This is a genomic window from Streptomyces asiaticus, assembly GCF_018138715.1.
GTDB classification, from domain to species: Bacteria; Actinomycetota; Actinomycetes; order Streptomycetales; family Streptomycetaceae; genus Streptomyces; species Streptomyces asiaticus.
Window position 1 is genome coordinate 4068947 of the sequence record NZ_JAGSHX010000006.1, and the last position, 16293, is coordinate 4085239.

Annotated in this window: 14 protein-coding genes and 1 riboswitch; of the genes, 6 read left to right on the forward strand and 8 right to left on the reverse strand. The window is 71.7% G+C overall.

Annotated elements, in window-relative coordinates; all coding sequences use genetic code 11:
* Window positions 1-92 precede the first annotated feature (92 nt).
* Window positions 93-1025 carry an N-acetylmuramic acid 6-phosphate etherase gene (murQ, locus tag KHP12_RS24540; protein ID WP_210609447.1) on the forward strand — a complete coding sequence of 311 codons (933 nt, stop codon included), beginning with the start codon at window positions 93-95 and terminating at the stop codon, window positions 1023-1025.
* Window positions 1026-1166: 141 nt separating this feature from the next.
* Here murQ and groL read toward each other — a convergent pair whose 3' ends face one another.
* The 4 genes from groL to thrC form a co-directional block, all read right to left on the reverse strand.
* Window positions 1167-2792, reverse strand: coding sequence for a chaperonin GroEL (gene groL, locus KHP12_RS24545; protein ID WP_086885898.1), 1626 nt, complete (start codon window positions 2790-2792; stop codon window positions 1167-1169).
* Window positions 2793-3109: 317 nt separating this feature from the next.
* Window positions 3110-3316 (reverse strand): cold-shock protein, encoded by a 207-nt coding sequence (locus KHP12_RS24550; RefSeq protein ID WP_009716982.1) that lies wholly within the window; start codon window positions 3314-3316, stop codon window positions 3110-3112.
* Between the two features lie 408 nt (window positions 3317-3724).
* Window positions 3725-4003, reverse strand: coding sequence for a MoaD/ThiS family protein (locus tag KHP12_RS24555; RefSeq protein WP_037960442.1), 279 nt, complete (start codon window positions 4001-4003; stop codon window positions 3725-3727).
* Window positions 4000-5292: a threonine synthase gene (thrC, locus tag KHP12_RS24560; protein ID WP_086885899.1), complete on the reverse strand. Its 1293-nt coding sequence runs from the start codon at window positions 5290-5292 to the stop codon at window positions 4000-4002. Before thrC ends, KHP12_RS24555 begins: the two co-directional genes overlap by 4 nt.
* Before the next feature lie 18 nt (window positions 5293-5310).
* Window positions 5311-5452: riboswitch (SAM riboswitch) on the reverse strand.
* Window positions 5453-5642: 190 nt separating this feature from the next.
* Here thrC and KHP12_RS24565 point away from each other — a divergent pair.
* Both KHP12_RS24565 and KHP12_RS24570 read left to right on the forward strand, forming a co-directional pair.
* Window positions 5643-6590, forward strand: coding sequence for a glucosyl-3-phosphoglycerate synthase (locus KHP12_RS24565; RefSeq protein WP_086885900.1), 948 nt, complete (start codon window positions 5643-5645; stop codon window positions 6588-6590).
* Between the two features lie 222 nt (window positions 6591-6812).
* Window positions 6813-8303: an alpha,alpha-trehalose-phosphate synthase (UDP-forming) gene (locus tag KHP12_RS24570; protein ID WP_211833741.1), complete on the forward strand. Its 1491-nt coding sequence runs from the start codon at window positions 6813-6815 to the stop codon at window positions 8301-8303.
* A 204-nt stretch (window positions 8304-8507) separates the two neighbouring features.
* Here the strand turns inward: KHP12_RS24570 and otsB are convergent, their stop codons facing one another.
* The 3 genes from otsB to KHP12_RS24585 all read right to left on the reverse strand — a co-directional run bounded on the left by otsB (window position 8508) and on the right by KHP12_RS24585 (window position 11353).
* A complete protein-coding gene (gene otsB, locus KHP12_RS24575; protein ID WP_106969203.1) occupies window positions 8508-9359 on the reverse strand; it encodes a trehalose-phosphatase in 852 nt (283 codons plus the stop codon).
* A 354-nt stretch (window positions 9360-9713) separates the two neighbouring features.
* The gene (locus KHP12_RS24580) at window positions 9714-10016 is read right to left on the reverse strand and encodes a DUF3263 domain-containing protein (RefSeq protein ID WP_086879912.1); all 303 of its coding nucleotides are present in this window, start codon (window positions 10014-10016) and stop codon (window positions 9714-9716) included.
* Between the two features lie 53 nt (window positions 10017-10069).
* A complete protein-coding gene (locus tag KHP12_RS24585; RefSeq protein WP_086879911.1) occupies window positions 10070-11353 on the reverse strand; it encodes an extracellular solute-binding protein in 1284 nt (427 codons plus the stop codon).
* A gap of 291 nt (window positions 11354-11644) precedes the next feature.
* Between KHP12_RS24585 and KHP12_RS24590 the strand changes: the two genes are divergently transcribed.
* From KHP12_RS24590 to KHP12_RS24600, 3 genes are all read left to right on the forward strand, one after another.
* The gene (locus KHP12_RS24590) at window positions 11645-12577 is read left to right on the forward strand and encodes an ROK family protein (RefSeq protein ID WP_211833744.1); all 933 of its coding nucleotides are present in this window, start codon (window positions 11645-11647) and stop codon (window positions 12575-12577) included.
* Window positions 12577-13848: an N-acetylglucosamine-6-phosphate deacetylase gene (gene nagA / locus KHP12_RS24595; protein WP_086879910.1), complete on the forward strand. Its 1272-nt coding sequence runs from the start codon at window positions 12577-12579 to the stop codon at window positions 13846-13848. The genes KHP12_RS24590 and nagA overlap by 1 nt, the downstream gene beginning before the upstream one ends.
* 212 nt (window positions 13849-14060) lie before the next feature.
* A complete protein-coding gene (locus tag KHP12_RS24600) occupies window positions 14061-15023 on the forward strand; it encodes a 1-phosphofructokinase family hexose kinase (RefSeq protein ID WP_211833746.1) in 963 nt (320 codons plus the stop codon).
* 266 nt (window positions 15024-15289) lie between these two features.
* On the opposite strand, the gene KHP12_RS24605 is transcribed toward KHP12_RS24600, so the two are convergent.
* Window positions 15290-16282 (reverse strand): CBM35 domain-containing protein, encoded by a 993-nt coding sequence (locus KHP12_RS24605; RefSeq protein ID WP_086886532.1) that lies wholly within the window; start codon window positions 16280-16282, stop codon window positions 15290-15292.
* Between the last annotated feature and the right edge of the window lie 11 nt (window positions 16283-16293).

Here is a 16293-nt window from a genome sequence, read left to right on the forward strand (position 1 = left end):
CGATACCGGTCGCTGTTTCGCCCGGTGACCGCCCTTCCAAGTCACCGTCACCCCCACCCTCACGCTGACGTACCGGAAAGAGCCGCTTCGCCATGACTACCGCCGACTCCGCACAGCTCCGCGCCCAGCTCGACACCCTGACTACCGAGGCGTTCCGCCCCGAACTCGCCGAGATCGATCGGCTCGAAACCCTCGAGATCGCCCGGATCATGAACGCGGAGGACGCCGCCGTCCCCACCGCCGTCGCCGGCCAGCTCCCCCGTATCGCTGCCGCCATCGACGCCATCGCCACGCGGATGTCCCGTGGCGGCCGCCTCCTCTATACGGGCGCGGGCACCGCAGGACGGCTCGGGGTGCTCGACGCGAGCGAGTGCCCGCCCACCTTCAACACCCGGCCCGAGCAGGTCGTCGGGGTGATCGCGGGCGGCCCGGACGCCATGGTGACCTCGGTCGAGGGCGCGGAGGACAGCGCGGAGCTGGCCGCCCGGGACCTCGACCGGCTCGGGATCGGGCCCGACGACACCGTGGTCGGCGTCTCGGCCTCCGGCCGCACCCCGTACGCCGTGGGCGCGGTCGAACACGCCCGGCGGCGCGGCGCGCTCACCGTGGGGCTGTCCTGCAACGCCGGTTCGGCGCTCGCCGCCGCGGCCGACCACGGCATCGAGATCATCGTGGGGCCGGAGCTGCTCACCGGCTCGACCCGGCTGAAGGCGGGCACGGCCCAGAAGCTGGTGCTCAACATGATCTCGACCATCACCATGATCCGGCTGGGCAAGACCTTCGGGAATCTGATGGTCGATGTGCGCGCCTCCAACGACAAGTTGCGCGCCCGTTCGCGGAGGATCGTCTTCCTGGCGACCGGCGCCTCCGACGAGCGGATCGAGAGCGCGCTGGCGGCCACGGACGGCGAGGTGAAGAACGCGATCCTGACCATCCTGGGCGAGGTGGACGCCCCGACCGCCGAGAAGCTCCTCGCCGAGGCGCACGGCCATCTGCGCGCCGCCCTGGAGGCCGCCACGGGGTAAGCCCCTCATCTGAGCACGGGGCCCGGATACGCCGTCTGGGCACGGGGCCCGGATACGCCGTCGGGGCGGCACCCCTGGGAGAGGGTGCCGCCCCGACGTTCGGACGGTACGACCGACCGGCGAGCGAACGCGCCGAGTCGATCAGAAGTCCATGTCACCGCCCGGCATGCCGCCCGGAGCGCCCGCCGGGGCGGCCTTCTCCGGCTTGTCGGCGATGACGGCCTCGGTGGTGAGGAACAGCGCGGCGATCGACGCGGCGTTCTGGAGCGCGGAGCGCGTGACCTTGGCCGGGTCGATGATGCCCTCGGCGATCAGGTCCACGTACTCACCGGTCGCGGCGTTGAGGCCGTGACCCGGGGTCAGGTTGCGCACCTTCTCGACCACGACGCCGCCCTCGAGACCGGCGTTGACCGCGATCTGCTTCAGCGGGGCCTCCAGGGCCAGGCGCACGGCCTGGGCACCGGTGGCCTCGTCGCCCTCGAGCTCCAGCTTCTCGAAGACCGAGACGGTCTGGAGCAGGGCCACGCCACCACCGGCGACGATGCCCTCCTCGACGGCGGCCTTGGCGTTGCGCACCGCGTCCTCGATGCGGTGCTTGCGCTCCTTGAGCTCGACCTCGGTGGCGGCACCGGCCTTGATGACGGCCACGCCGCCGGCCAGCTTCGCCAGGCGCTCCTGGAGCTTCTCGCGGTCGTAGTCCGAGTCCGAGTTCTCGATCTCGGCGCGGATCTGGTTGACGCGGCCCTGCACCTGCTCGGTGTCGCCGGCGCCGTCCACGATCGTGGTCTCGTCCTTGGTGACCGTGATCTTGCGGGCACGGCCGAGCAGGTCGAGACCGGCGTTCTCCAGCTTGAGGCCGACCTCCTCGGAGATGACGGTGCCACCGGTAAGGATGGCGATGTCACCGAGCATGGCCTTACGGCGGTCACCGAAGCCCGGGGCCTTGACGGCGACGGACTTGAAGGTGCCACGGATCTTGTTGACGACCAGGGTCGCCAGGGCCTCGCCCTCGACGTCCTCGGCGATGATCAGCAGCGGCTTGCCCGACTGCATGACCTTCTCGAGCAGCGGGAGGAGGTCCTTCACGCTGCTGATCTTGGAGTTGACGATCAGGATGTACGGGTCGTCGAGCGACGCCTCCATACGCTCCATGTCCGTCGCGAAGTACGGGGAGATGTAGCCCTTGTCGAAGCGCATGCCCTCGGTGAGCTCGAGCTCGAGCCCGAAGGTCTGCGACTCCTCGACGGTGATGACACCTTCCTTGCCGACCTTGTCCATCGCCTCGGCGATGAGCTCACCGATCTGGGTGTCGGCGGCGGAGATGGAGGCGGTGGAGGCGATCTGCTCCTTGGTCTCCACGTCCTTGGCCTGCTCGAGGAGCTGGGCGGAGACGGCCTCGACGGCCTTCTCGATACCGCGCTTGAGCGCCATCGGGTTGGCACCCGCGGCGACGTTGCGGAGGCCCTCCTTGACCAGCGCCTGGGCGAGGACGGTCGCGGTCGTCGTGCCGTCACCGGCGACGTCGTCCGTCTTCTTCGCGACCTCCTTGACCAGCTCGGCGCCGATCTTCTCGTACGCGTCCTCGAGCTCGATCTCCTTGGCGATGGACACACCATCGTTGGTGATCGTGGGGGCGCCCCACTTCTTCTCGAGGACGACGTTGCGGCCCTTGGGGCCGAGGGTGACCTTGACGGCGTCGGCGAGCTGGTTCATCCCGCGCTCGAGGCCGCGCCGCGCCTCCTCGTCGAACGCGATGATCTTGGCCATGTGAAGTGGTCCTCCCAGAGACGGGGTGGATTGCTCCGGACCGCGCTGGCGCCCGCGACGGACGACCTGCCTGCCGCGCGGTTCCTTACCCCGCATGGCCTGGCGGGCCTCACCGACCCGGTCCTTCTGTCACTCTCAACGTCAGAGTGCTAACGCCAATGATTAGCACTCGGACCCATCGAGTGCAAGCGGCATTGCACTCATGCGCCCTTGCGCCAAGCCGCTGATGATCAGCGCGGACACGCCGAAGGGTCCGTACCCTGTTCGGGGCACGGACCCTTCAGATTTGTTCGTTTCAGCTGCGTCGCGTCGGCGCGTCAGCCTACGGCCACGCGGACCATGTCGGCCTGCGGGCCCTTCTGACCCTGCGAGATCTCGAACTCGACCCGCTGGCCTTCCTCGAGGGTGCGGTACCCGTCCATCTGGATCGCGCTGTAGTGGACGAACACGTCCGCACCACCGTCGACCGCGATGAAGCCGTACCCCTTCTCCGCGTTGAACCACTTGACGGTGCCCTGAGCCATTCCTAACTCCCCTATTGCTGGCCCTTGCGCAGGACCGCACTCCGCGGACCCGGGTCAGACCTCACCCCCCGGATGTGGGGGGTGTGCGCCGGAACGCGTCGACCGCCGCTGAATGTATCCGTCCCAACGCCCTCTGCAACAGGTCAATCGGACGAGAATTCTGGGCACGGCCGAACGGTTAAAAGTGAGAAATTATGTGAAGTTCGGGCAAGCCGGGCCGGACACAAGGAACCAACCCGACAATTCGCGCTCACACTTTACGCACAACTTGACGAGTTCTCATATGTGGCTCCGACCCCGGAGCCGTCGGGGAATCCGGGCAACTGTATCGCGATTCCACACACGGAATCGCCCCGTCCGGTTGTCCCCGGACGGGGCGATGCCAAAGGTGAGGAGGGGGGCGCGAGGTCAGCAGCCGCCCGCGACCGCCGGGATGATCGAGATCCCGGCGCCGTCCGGGGTCGCCGTGGCCAGGCCGTCGGCGAAGCGGACGTCGTCGTCGTTGACGTAGACGTTCACGAAGCGGCGGAGCTTGCCGGTGTCGTCCAGGACGCGCGCCGAGATGCCCGCGTGGTTCTTCTCCAGGTCCGCCAGGACCTCGGCGAGGGTCGCGCCCTCGGCCGGGACCTCGGCCTGACCGCCGGTGTAGGTGCGGAGGATGGTCGGGATTCGGACGTTGACGCTCATGCGAGGCCAGCCTCTCGGAACGAGTCAAGGGTGGGGCGGATGATGGCGGAGGGACCCGTGGTGGGGGCCACCGCGTCGAGGGTCTTGAGGCCGTCGCCGGTGTTGAGCACGACGGTCGTCAGGGACGGGTCGAGCAGACCGTCCTCGATCAGCTTCTTGGTCACGCCGACGGTCACACCGCCCGCGGTCTCCGCGAAGATCCCCTCGGTGCGGGCCAGCAGCTTGATGGCGTCGACGATCTGCTCGTCGTTCACGTCCTCCACCGCGCCGCCCGTACGGCGGGCGATGTCCAGGACGTACGGGCCGTCCGCGGGATTGCCGATGGCCAGCGACTTGGCGATGGTCCGCGGCTTCTGCGGCCGGACGACGTCATGGCCGGCCTTGAAGGCGGCGGAGACCGGGGAGCAGCCCTCGGCCTGGGCGCCGAAGATCTTGTAGGGCCGGTCCTCGACCAGACCGATCGCGATCAGCTCCTTCAGCCCCTTGTCGATCTTGGTGAGCTGGGAGCCGGAGGCGATCGGGACGACGATCTGGTCCGGCAGCCGCCAGCCGAGCTGCTCGCAGATCTCGTACGCCAGGGTCTTGGAGCCCTCGCCGTAGTACGGCCGCAGATTGACGTTGACGAAGCCCCAGCCCTCACCCGCAGGGTCGCCGATCAGCTCGCTGCAGAAACGGTTGACGTCGTCGTAGGTGCCCTCGATGCCGACCAGCTCACCGCCGTAGACCGCGGCCATGACTACCTTGCCCGCCTCCAGGTCGTGCGGGATGAAGACGCAGGAGCGGAAGCCCGCGCGGGCGGCCGCGGCGCCCACCGCGCCGGCGAGGTTGCCCGTGGAGGAGCAGGAGAGGGTGGTGAAGCCGAAGGTGCGGGCGGCCTGGACGGCGATGGCGACGACCCGGTCCTTGAAGGAGTGGGTCGGGTTCCCGGAGTCGTCCTTGATGTGCAGCTCACCGGTGACGCCGAGCTCACGGGCGAGGTTGTCGGCCTTGACCAGCTGGGTGAAGCCGGGGTTCAGGCTCGGCAGATCCGCCACGTCCGCGGGGACGGGCAGCAGCGGGGCATAGCGCCAGATGCTGTTCGGACCGGCCTCGATCTGCCGGCGCAGCCCCTCCGGGTCGCCGGCCGGGAGCTCGTACGCGACCTCGAGGGGCCCGAAACAGGCCTCACACGCGAAGATCGGACCCAGCTCGAAGCGCTCACCGCACTCCCGGCAGGACAATGCGACGGCGGGGCCGAAGGCACCGGAGGTGGAGGAGGTCGTTGAGCTTTCTACTGACTGCACAGCCATGGATGGCGAGGCCCTTTCTCCTCATCTTCCTCGCGACGCATTTCGCCACGAGACGGAATTGGCACCTTCCCGAGCTGGGAGCCTCGCTGCGGAATGCGAGATCAGCTGGAGGGTTGCCGGGGCTTCAACGGGCCGTTCCCTCTGCCCCTCTGGATGAGCGGTATGGCACCGGGCGGACCCGGGGCGTTTGTCAGCACCAGCGTCGTCAGTACGTCGGTAAACGTCGAGGTCGACCCCGACATACGACGGCCATGTGCGTTGTTCAAGACTGTAACCGAAGGCCCGGATGGTTGAGGTAGCCGTCCGATGCGCGAGATGGGTCACAGCGACCACAACAGGGAGACACACAGGTGCTGGATGAGGTGGAGCGCTGGCTGAAGCGCCGCTCCTGGTCTGCCGACGACCGTCCGCTGGATCGCCTGCTGGCCGCGAAGCGGTCCGCGGCGACGACGGTGAGCGTGGTCCTGCCCGCCCTGAACGAGGAGGCCACGGTCGGCGAGATCGCCGACACGATCCGGCGTGAGCTGATGGGCGAGGCGATGCCGCTGGTGGATGAGCTGGTGGTGCTGGACTCCGGTTCCACGGACCGCACCGCCGAGGTCGCCGCGGCGGCGGGCGCCACCGTCGTCCCCCGCGACTCGCTGCTGCCCCGGCTGCCCGCGCTGCCCGGCAAGGGCGAGGTGCTGTGGCGGTCCCTGCTGGCCACCAGCGGCGACATCGTCTGCTTCATCGACGCCGACCTGCGGGAATTCGAACCGCGCTTTGTCTCGGGGATCATCGGTCCGCTGCTGACCGACCCCACGCTGCACCTGGTGAAGGGCATGTACGACCGCCCGCTCGGCGAGATGGCGGGCCAGGGCGGCCGGGTCACCGAACTGGTCGCCCGCCCGCTGCTGAATCTGCACTGGCCCCAGCTGGCCGGATTCGTCCAGCCGCTGGGCGGCGAGTACGCGGCGCGCCGCTCGCTGCTGGAGCGGCTGCCCTTCCCAGTCGGCTACGGCGTCGAGCTCGGGCTATTGGTGGACGCGCTGCACACGGTGGGGCTCGACGCGCTCGGCCAGGTGGACATCGGGGTGCGCAAACACCGCCACCAGGACGGGCAGGCGCTCGGCCGGATGGCGGCCGCGATCTACCGCACCGCGCAGCTACGGCTGGCCCGGGGCCACTTGGTGCGGCCGCGGCTGACCCAGTTCGACCGGGGCGAGAACGGCTTCGAGCCGCGCACCACGGCGGTGGACACCGAGGAGCGGCCGCCGATGATCGAGGTCCCGGAGTACACGGCGCGGCGCGCGGCGTGACGCCGGGCCGCGGCTGGGCGCCCACGGAGTGACGGCGGCTGGTCGCCCACGGCTCGGCGCCCGCGGCTCGGCGTCCGCGGAGGGTGGCGCCTCGGCGTCCACGGCTCGGCGTCCGCGCGGGATGGCGCCTCGGCGCTTACGTGGCCGGAACCGGAATAGCACCTACGGGGCAAGAAACCGTACGTACGTTTGCGCGGGGCCGCGTCTGGCTAGGCTCGCGACATGGCAGTTCCGCGCACCGCCCCGATCCTGGTCGCGTCCAACCGCGGCCCGGTCTCGTACACCCTGGCCGAGGACGGCTCGCTCACCGCCCGGCGCGGCGGTGGCGGGCTGGTCTCCGGGCTCAGCGCGATCGGCCCCGAGTCGGGCGGGGTGTGGGTGTGCGCGGCGCTCGGCAAGGGCGACCGCGAGGCGGCCCGGCGGGCCGGGGACAGCCATCTGAACCCCGGTGACACCGGCGGCCAGCAGGTGCGGATGCTCGACATCGCGCCGGACGTCTTCGCCGCCGCGTACAACGGCGTCGCCAATTCGGTGCTGTGGTTCGTCCACCATCTGCTCTACCAGACCCCGGTCGAGCCGGTCTTCGACGCGGAGTTCGCCGAGCAGTGGGCGGCCTACGAGAGCTATAACGCGGCCTTCGCGGACGCGCTCGCCCAGGAGGCGGTGGACGAGGCCGTCGTCCTGGTGCAGGACTACCACCTGGCGCTGGTGCCCGCGATGCTCCGCGAGCGCCGCCCCGATCTGCGGATCGGTCACTTCTCCCACACCCCGTGGGCCCCGCCGGACTACTACCGGCTGCTGCCGGACGACGTCGCGGCGGGTGTGCTGCGCGGCATCCTCGGCGGCGACCGCGCCGCCTTCCTCACCGAGCGCTGGGCCACCGCCTTCGCCGACTGCTGCGCGGCGGTGCTGGGCGCGGAGATCGTCCGCGACGGCGACGGTAGCGGTGGCGCTAGCGGTGGCGGTGGCGGTGGCGGCAGGGTGACGGCCGTGCGCTTCGAGGGCCGGGAGACCCGGCTGGGCGTCCACGGCCTGGGCGCCGACGCGGACTTCCTGCGGGAGCGGTCGCGCCAGCCCGATGTGGACGAACGGCTGAGCACTCTGCGGGCGCAGATCGGGCCGGGCCGGAAGTCGATCGTCCGGGTGGACCGCACCGAGCTGTCCAAGAACATCGTGCGCGGGCTGCTGGCTTACCGGCGGCTGCTGGAGACCCGCCCCGAGTGGCGCGAGCGCGTGGTGCACGTCGCGTTCGCCTACCCCTCGCGCCAGGACCTCGCGGTCTACCGCGACTACACCGAGCGGGTGCGGCGGATCGCGGACGAGATCAACGAGGAGTACGGCACGGAGGGCTGGACCCCGGTCGCCCTGCATGTGAAGGACGACTTCGCCCGGTCCCTCGCGGCCTACCGGCTGGCGGACGTGGCCCTGGTCAACCCCATCCGGGACGGGATGAACCTGGTGGCCAAGGAGGTCCCGGTGGTCTCCGGGCGGGGCTGCGCGCTGGTGCTGTCCCGGGAGGCGGGCGCTTACGCCGAGCTGGGCGAGGACGCGCTGGTGGTGAACCCGTACGACGTGGAGGGCACGGCCCGCGCGCTGCATGAGGCGCTGCGCATGAGCGACGACGAGCGCGCGGACCGCACGAAGCGGCTCGCCGCCGCGGCGACCGCGCTACCGCCACAGGCATGGTTCCTGGCGCAGCTGCGGGCGCTGTGACGGCTCGGTCCGGGTGAGTAGCGTGACCCGGGCGCCAGGCGCGGCCCGGCTTACGGGCGCGGCCCGGCTTACGGGCGCGGCCCGGCTTACGGGCGCGATCCGGCTTACAGGCGCGATCCGGGCGCCTGACACGATCCGGGTGCCTGACACGATCCGGGTGCCTGACACGATCCGGATGCCGGGCGGGCGCTGTCCCGCCCAGCCCTACGCGGCTTCGTCGCTGACGGCGGCCGCCAGAGCCGACAGCAGGTCCACCACGCCCGCCGGACCGTCGACCACCAGGTCGGCCCGTTTCGCGAGCTCGGTCACCTCCGTGCTGCCGCTGCACACCAGCAGCCCCGGCACACCCTCCTCGCGCAGCCGCTCCACCGCCGCGAACGCGGCCAGGTCGCCCAGGTCGTCGCCCGCGTAGAGCACGGCTTCCGCGCCCGTCCGTCGTACGTAGTCGATGAGCGCGACGCCCTTGTCCATGCCCGGCGGCCGCAGCTCCAGCACCAGTCGGCCGGGCTCGACGATCAGCCCATGGCGCTCGGCGAGCGCGTGCAGCGGCGCGCGCAGCCGCTCGAACGTGGCCTGGGGGTCCTCGGCACGGCGGGTGTGGACGGCGACGGCGCGGCCCTTGTCCTCGATCCACGTACCGCGCGAGGCGCCGTGCTCCTCGAGGACGGCGGGGAGTTCGGCCTGGACGGCGGCGACGCCGGGGTGCGGGTCGGGCGCCTGGACCTCGCCGCTGCCCGCGTCCCAGCGCTCGGCGCCGTAGAGGCCGAGGACGACGAGCCCGTCCAGCCCCTCGGCCCCGGCGAAGCCGCCGTACCGTACGGCGATCTCGGCCGGGCGCCCGGTGATCACCGCGACCGAGCGGATCCGCGGGGCCAGCCGGGAGAGCGCGGGGACGGCGCCGGGGTGGGCGCGGGCCTGGTCGGGGTCGGGGACGATCTCGGCGAGGGTGCCGTCGAAGTCGAGTCCGACGACGGCGCGTCCGGGCCGTGCGAGGAGGGCGACGAGGCCCTCACGACCGGCGGAGGTGGTGGGTACGGGGACGGGGTGACTTCCCATAGCGCTGCCCATGGCAGCGACCCTACCGGGCCCGGCAACACGTCGGGCTCCGCCCGGCCGTCCCCCCGGTGAACGCGCCACGGACGCCCAGCCGGTGAACGACCCCCGGGCGCCCGGCCGGTGAAGGGCTTGCGCGTGCCCGGCCGGCGAACGCGCCACGGACGCCGACCGGTGAACGGCCCCACGGCCGCCCCACCGGTGACCAGCCCCCACGATCGCCCCGCCGGTGAAGGGCCCCGCCCCCGCCGGTGCAGGGCCCCGCCCCCGCCGACGCACGGTTCCGGCCGTCCCGTCAGCGACCGGTTCCCGCCGTCCCGTCAGTGCACGGGTCCGGCCGTCCCGCCCCGAGGCGCGTCAACGCCTTCCGCGGCGCTCGTCCCTGATCCGGCGCAGCCGGTTGACGGTCACCGGGTCGTGCTCCAGGGCCCTGGGGTCGTCAAGCAGCGCGTTCAGCAGCTGGTAGTAGCGGGTCGGGGAGAGGCCCAACCCCTCCCGTATCGCCCGCTCCTTGGCGCCGGGGCCCGGCCAGCCGCGCCGTTCCACGGCGAGGACGGCCAGGTCGCGCTCCGACAGCCCGGCATCCGCGCCCGGCTCCTCTTCCCCGACCTGGTCGGCGGGGTCTTCGGAAGGGCCGGGGTCGGGCGTGTCCACTGTCATGCCCCCGCATTCTCCATGGCGTCTGTCATGCCCCGGCATTCTCCATGGCGTCTTCATGCCCCCGCATTCTCCATGGCGTCGGCCTCGCGCTGGATCTGGCCCAGCACGCTCGCCGGGTCGCCGCCCTTGGCCACGGTCGAGCCGATCTTCTGCTTGATCAGCTTGCTGACCTCCGCCCAGGAGGTCTTGTCGGCCGGGTAGAACTCCGCGGTCTCCAGCTCGTCCAGGAACCGCCACAGCCGCTTGTACTCACGGTCGCCGAGCATCGTCTGCTCGACGGCGGTGGTCACCGGCAGCAGGTCGTACTCGGTGACGAAGTCCAGCACGTTGTTCTCGGTGTAGACGAAGTCGAGGAACTTCCCGATCTCCTTACGGTGGCCGTTCTGCTTGAAGGCCATCAGCCAGTCGGCGACGCCCATCGTCGACGGGGACTTGCCCCTGCGGCCGGGCAGCGGCGCGGTGCCGTAGGCGATGCCGTGGCCGGACGCCTGCTGCATCAGGGTGGGGTGGCCGTTGAGCATGCCGACCTCGCCGCGGGCGAAGGCGTCGAAGGTGTCCTGCCGGTTGGTGCGGGCGGGGGAGCCGGGGCCGGTGAGGTCCGCGCCGACGAGTTCGTCGCGCAGCCATTCGAAGGCCTCGATGTTCTGGGTGGAGTCGATGGTGTAGCTGCCGTTGGGGTCGGTGTAGCCGCCACCGCCGCTGAGCATCCACATCATGGTCTCGGCCTGGCACTCCTCGGGGCCGAGCGGCAGCCCGTACGGGATCTTCACCCCGTTGGCCTTGAGCCGGACGGCCGCCTCCTTGAGCTCGTCCCAGCTGGTGGGGGCGGAGGATATCCCGGCCCGGTCGAAGAGCTTCTTGTTGTAGAAGAGCAGCCGGGCGCTGGCCACGAACGGCACTCCGTACTGCACCCGCCGCACCTCACCCGCATGGGCGATCGAGGTGATGAAACCGGCCTGGGTGGGGATGGAGAGCATCTCGTCGGCGCGGTAGAGCTTGCCCTGCGCGGCGTAGTCGGCGTACGCGCCGATCTGTGCGATGTCCGGGGCCTGACCGTTCTTGACCATCTCGGCCACCCGCCGGTCCACCTCGGTCCAGCTGTAGACCTTGACGTCGACCTTGAGGCCGCTGTTCTTGGCCTCGAAGGCCCGGACCACCTTGTTCCAGTACTTCTGAGAGCTGTTGGCGATGCTGTCGCCGTAGTCGGCCGCGACCACCTTCAAGGTGACATCACCGCCGGAGCCGGAGCCTTCGCTGCCGCAGGCCGTGAGTCCTGGTGCCGTCGCCACCGCCGCGACACCCGCCGTTGTCAGACCCAAGAACCGTCGCCGCTGCACCGCTGTTTTCCCACCCTATGGCTTGTTTCATCCTCAAGGGTCCTCCCCCGAGGTCGAGCGAGTCTGCCTTGCAAACCTCCACAAGGTCTACACCATGGGCATATCGCTTCGGTATCGGAGCCCAAATGCCCAGGTGAGCGAGGTGCTACACGCGTAAGTGGGATGTGTCACCCAGCCACAAACGGAGGGATTGGTTCACACCAACTCCACCACGGGCGACGGCGTGAACTCCCGACGAGAAGCGGCGAGTGGACTAGACCTCTCATGGTGGATCGCGCGAGACTGTTCCATGTGAAACACGTCATCGCCCTGGATGTGGGCGGCACCGGTATGAAGGCCGCCCTGGTCGGGGCGGACACCACACTCCTCCACGAGGCCAGGAGGCCCACCGAGCGGGAGCGCGGGCCCGAGGCGGTCGTGGCCGCGATCCTCGACTTCGCCGCCGAGCTGCGCGAGATCGGCGAGCGGCGGTTCGGCGGGCCCCCGCTGGCCGCGGGGGTCGGCGTGCCCGGGGTCCTGGACGAGGACCGCGGGGTGGCCGTCTTCGCCGCCAACCTCGGCTGGAGCGACGTCCCGCTGCGTGCGCTGCTCACCGAGCGGCTGGGCGGGATCCCGGTCGCGCTCGGCCATGACGTCCGGCTGGGCGGGCTGGCCGAGGGGCGCATAGGAGCGGGCGAGGGCGCCCGGCGCTTCCTGTTCGTCTCCGTCGGCACCGGCATCGCGGGCGCCATCGGTGTCGACGGACGCATCGACCCCGGGGCCCATGGCTCCTCCGGCGAGATCGGCCACATCGTCGTCCGGCCGGGCGGCGCCGCCTGCGGCTGCGGTCAGTCCGGCTGTCTGGAGACGCTCGCCTCGGCGGCCGCGGTGGGCCGCGCCTGGGCCGCCGCAAGCGGCGATCCGGCCGCCGACGCCGCCGACTGCGCCAAGGCCGTCCGGTCCGGCGATCCCAGGGCCGTGGCCGCGTGGGGGGAGATGGTGGGCGCGCTCGCCGACGGCCTGGTCACCGGCCTCACCCTGCTGGACCCCGGTGTGCTGATCGTCGGCGGTGGGCTGGCCGAGGCCGGGGAGACGCTGTTCGCGCCGCTGCGCACCGCGGTCGAGGAGCGGCTCACCTTCCAGCAGCTCCCCCGTATCGTCCCGGCGGCCCTCGGGGACACCGCCGGCTGCCTGGGCGCGGGTCTGCTCGCCTGGGACCGACTCTCCACGGAGGTTACCGCCTGATGGTCCAGCGAACGCATCTCACCGGCGCCCGGGTGGTCCTGCCGGACGGCGTGGTCGACAACGGGCGGGTGACGGTCGAGGGCACGCGCATCACGGCGGCGGGACCGGCAGCCGGACCCGCGGGGGGACCAGCGGCCGAGCCCACGGGGGGACCAGCGGCCGGGCTCGCGACGGAGCCAGCGGCCGGGCCCGCGGGGGATTCCGCGCCCGGCCAGGCGGATTCCGGCGGCGAGCGGGCGCTCGACCTGGCAGGCGGCTGGATCGTCCCCGGCTTCGTGGATCTGCATGTGCACGGCGGCGGCGGCGCCTCGTTCTCGGCGGGCACCCCCGAGGAGGCCCTGACCGCCATTGGTACGCACCGGCGGCACGGCACCACCACGATGCTCGCCTCCACCGTCACCGGCGACCTGGACGACCTCGCCCGGCAGGCCGCCGCCCTCTCGGAGCTGGTGGAGCAGGGCGAGTTGGCGGGCATCCACTTCGAGGGGCCGTTCATCTCCCCCGACCGCTGCGGCGCCCACCAGCCCTCGCTGCTGCGCGCGCCCGATCCGGCGGATGTGCGCAAGCTGGTGGACGCGGCGCGCGGCACCGCGCGGATGATGACCCTCGCCCCCGAGCTGCCGGGCGGGCTGGAGTCCGTACGGCTGCTGGCCGACAGCGGGGTCCTCGCGGCCGTCGGCCACACCGACTCGACGTACGAGGCGACGCTGGAGGCCGTCGAGGCGGGCGCGACCGTGGCGACCCACCTGTTCAACGCGATGCCGTCGCTGCTGCACCGCTCCCCCGGCCCGGTGGCCGCGCTGCTGGAGGACGAGCGGATCACCGTGGAGCTGATCAACGACGGCACCCATCTGCACCCCGCAGTCCTGGGGCTGGCCTTCCACCGGGCGGGCGCGGACCGGGTCGCCTTCATCACCGACGCGATGGGCGCGGCGGGCATGAGCGACGGCCGCTATCCGCTCGGCCCCATGGAGGTCGAGGTCAAGGACGGTGTCGCACGGATCAGCGACGGACCGACGGCCGGTTCCATCGCCGGCTCCACCCTCACCCTGGACCGGGCCTTCCGGCGGGCCGTCACGATCGACGGGCTCGGCGTCGAGGCGGCCGTAAGGGCGCTGTCCGCGACCCCCGCCCGGGTGCTGGGCATCGCCGACCGGGTGGGTTCGCTCGAGCCCGGCAAGGACGCCGATCTCGTCGTGCTCGACGACGACTTCCGACTGCGAGGCGTGATGCGCCGAGGTGCTTGGGTGGTCCATCCCGAACTGAGCTGAAGTGCCCCGATTCCAGAGGGTGGTGACGGTGTGTTGCCACTGTCGGACGCTGTCCGGAACGACGCGGAGGTCTGGGCCGAAGCCACTCGTTTTGGCATGATCGCTCGGGCACGGGAACGGGCAGGCACAACTCGGGTACGCACGGCTCGGCACACAGTCGCATTCAGCACAGGAGTCTCCGTCCGGCGGGGGACGGGAGAGGGGATGCCAGGGTGATCCTCACGGTCACGCTCAACACCGCCCTCGACGTCACCTACCGGGTGCCGGAACTGCGCCCGCACACCACCCACCGCGTCACCGAGGTCACCGAACGGCCCGGCGGCAAGGGCCTCAACGTGGCCCGGGTGCTGTCCGCGCTGGGCCATGACACCGTCGTCACCGGCTTCGTCGGCGGGGTCACCGGGGCGGTGCTGCGGCAGCTGCTCGCCGAGTTCGCCACGCCCGGCGGCGGCCCCAAGGCCCCTCGCGGCACGATCACCGACGCGCTGGTCCCGATCGCCGGCACCACCCGGCGCACCATCGGCGTCGTGGACGCCGCCACCGGCGACACCACCCAGCTCAACGAGCCGGGCCCGATCGTCACCACCCCCGAGTGGTCCACCTTCATGGACAGTTACGGCCGGCTGCTGCGCGAGGCGTCGGCGGTCGCGCTGTGCGGCAGTCTGCCGCCCGGGGTCCCCGTCGGGACGTACGCCCAGCTCATCCGGGAGGCGCACGCGGCGGGCGTGCCCACGCTGCTGGACACCAGCGGCGAACCGCTGCGCCGGGGCGTCGCCGCCCGCCCCCATCTCGTCAAGCCCAACGCCGATGAGCTCGCCGGGCTCACCGGCTCCACCGACCCGCTGCGCGCCGCGCGCGACGCCCGGCGGCGCGGGGCACGCGCGGTGGCCGCCTCGCTGGGCCCCGACGGCATGCTCATGGTCACCGCCCACGGCGCCTGGCGCGCCACCCCACCGCGCCGGCTGACGGGCAATCCGACGGGCGCCGGGGACGCGGCGGTCGCGGGGCTGCTGTCCGGGCTGGTCGAGGAGGCGCCCTGGCCGGACCGGCTGGCCCGCGCCGTCGCCCTGTCGGCCGCCGCCGTAAGGGCCCCGGTGGCGGGCGAGTTCGACCGTGCGGTCTACGAGGAGGCGCTGGCGCGGATCGAGGTGACGGAGCACCCGGCGGCGGCCTGACCAACCACCGAGCCCCGCCCCGGCCCTACGGGGTGTCCGGCGGCTCCGCCACGCGGCAGGGGCTTCGCCACTGGACCCCGGGGGCGGAGCCCCACCCAGCCCCTCCGGCGCTTGAGGAGCGGGGCCTGGGGCAGAGCCGCACCTTCCAGCCCCTCCGGCGCTTGAGGAGCGGGGCCTGGGGCAGAGCCCCAGCTGTGGGAAGGGGCGGGGAGGGGAGCAGGCCGCCGCAGGCGTACGCGTACCGCCGGACACCACCCAGCCCTTGGCTAACCCTTGGCCTTGGCGAGCCACATCTGATCGAGGTTGGCATCGCACTTGTCGCCGGGGTCACACGACAGGGTGATCGTATTAGTACCCTTCGTGAGCTGGACGATCGACCAGGTCTCCGTCCAGCCCTTCTCGTAGTCACCCTTCGGCCCGCCCGAGAAGTTCTTCATGTTGAGCGGCCGCGTCTCCTTCTTGCCGTTGATCGTCAGCGACATGCTCTGGTCCTCGCCGGGCACGCCGTAGGTGACGTACAGCCGGTAGGACTTCGCCTTGGCCACGTCCACGTTCCAGGTCGCGGACGAACCCGGGGTGTTGAGCCCGCCCACGTAGGTGCCGCCCGCGGCCTTGGCGCCCTTGATGTCGCTCGCGGGGGCCGCGCCGCCGGTCAGCTTCATCTTCGCGGCGTCCTCGGTGGGCAGCTTCTCGTCGCCCGGGCCCTTGGAGGGCCCGGAGGGCTCGCTGGGCTGGACGCTGGAGCCTGCCGTGGGCTGGCCGGCCGGGTCGGCCTTGTCGTCCTTGTTGTCGTCACCGTTGGTGATCATGGCGACGCCGATGCCCACGAGGACCACCGCGACCACGGCGATGGCGCCGATGAGCAGCCCCTTGTTGTTGGGGCCCCGGCCGCCTCCGCCATGGCCGCCGCGCGGGGCGGCCGCACCGGGCTGGCGGGGGGCGCCGCCGGGCAGGGTCTCGGGGGCGGCGTAGTGGGCGTTCTGCCGACCGTAGCCGCCCTGCTGGCCGTAGCCCTGCGGCTGCTGGTTCGGGATCTGCTGGCCGTAGGTGCGCTCACCCACCGCGCGGACCTGGTTGTACGAGGTGCGGGGGACCCCCGGCTGAGCCGGGCCTGGGTAGCCGTAGCCACCGGTACGGGGGGCGGCACCCGGCTGGCCCGACTGACCGCCCTCGTTCCCTTGATCGCCCTCCGAGCGATACAGGTACGCGAACGGGTCGTCGTTCTCCGGTGTGCCCGAGCCGTTGTTGCCGGCCGTCATCCCTCGTCACT